This is a genomic window from Desulforamulus aquiferis (genome assembly GCF_030577015.1).
Lineage (GTDB): Bacteria > Bacillota > Desulfotomaculia > Desulfotomaculales > Desulfotomaculaceae > Desulfotomaculum > Desulfotomaculum aquiferis.
In genome coordinates, this window is the sequence record NZ_JARPTC010000073.1 from 1 (window position 1) to 295 (window position 295).

1 rRNA gene is annotated in these 295 nt (G+C 52.5%); it reads right to left on the minus strand.

Annotation, left to right across the window (positions count from 1 at the left end):
- Window positions 1-295: ribosomal RNA gene (locus P6N53_RS18575) — 23S ribosomal RNA — on the minus strand; the annotation flags it as partial.

Here is a 295-nt window from a genome sequence, read left to right on the forward strand (position 1 = left end):
TTACCCTCCTGCGTCACTCCTTCACTCAAACGGTATTTGGTGGTATCGGATTCTCAACCGATTGTCCATCGCCTACGCCTTGCGGCCTCGGCTTAGGTCCCGACTTACTCTGGGCGGACGAACCTTCCCCAGAAAACCTTAGGTTTTCAGCGGGCAGGATTCTCACCTGCCTTTTCGCTTACTCATACCGGCATTCTCACTTCTTAACAATCCACGGCTCCTCACGGTACCGCTTCTACTCGTTAAGAACGCTCCCCTACCAATGACATTCATCATTCCAAAGCTTCGGTGCCAG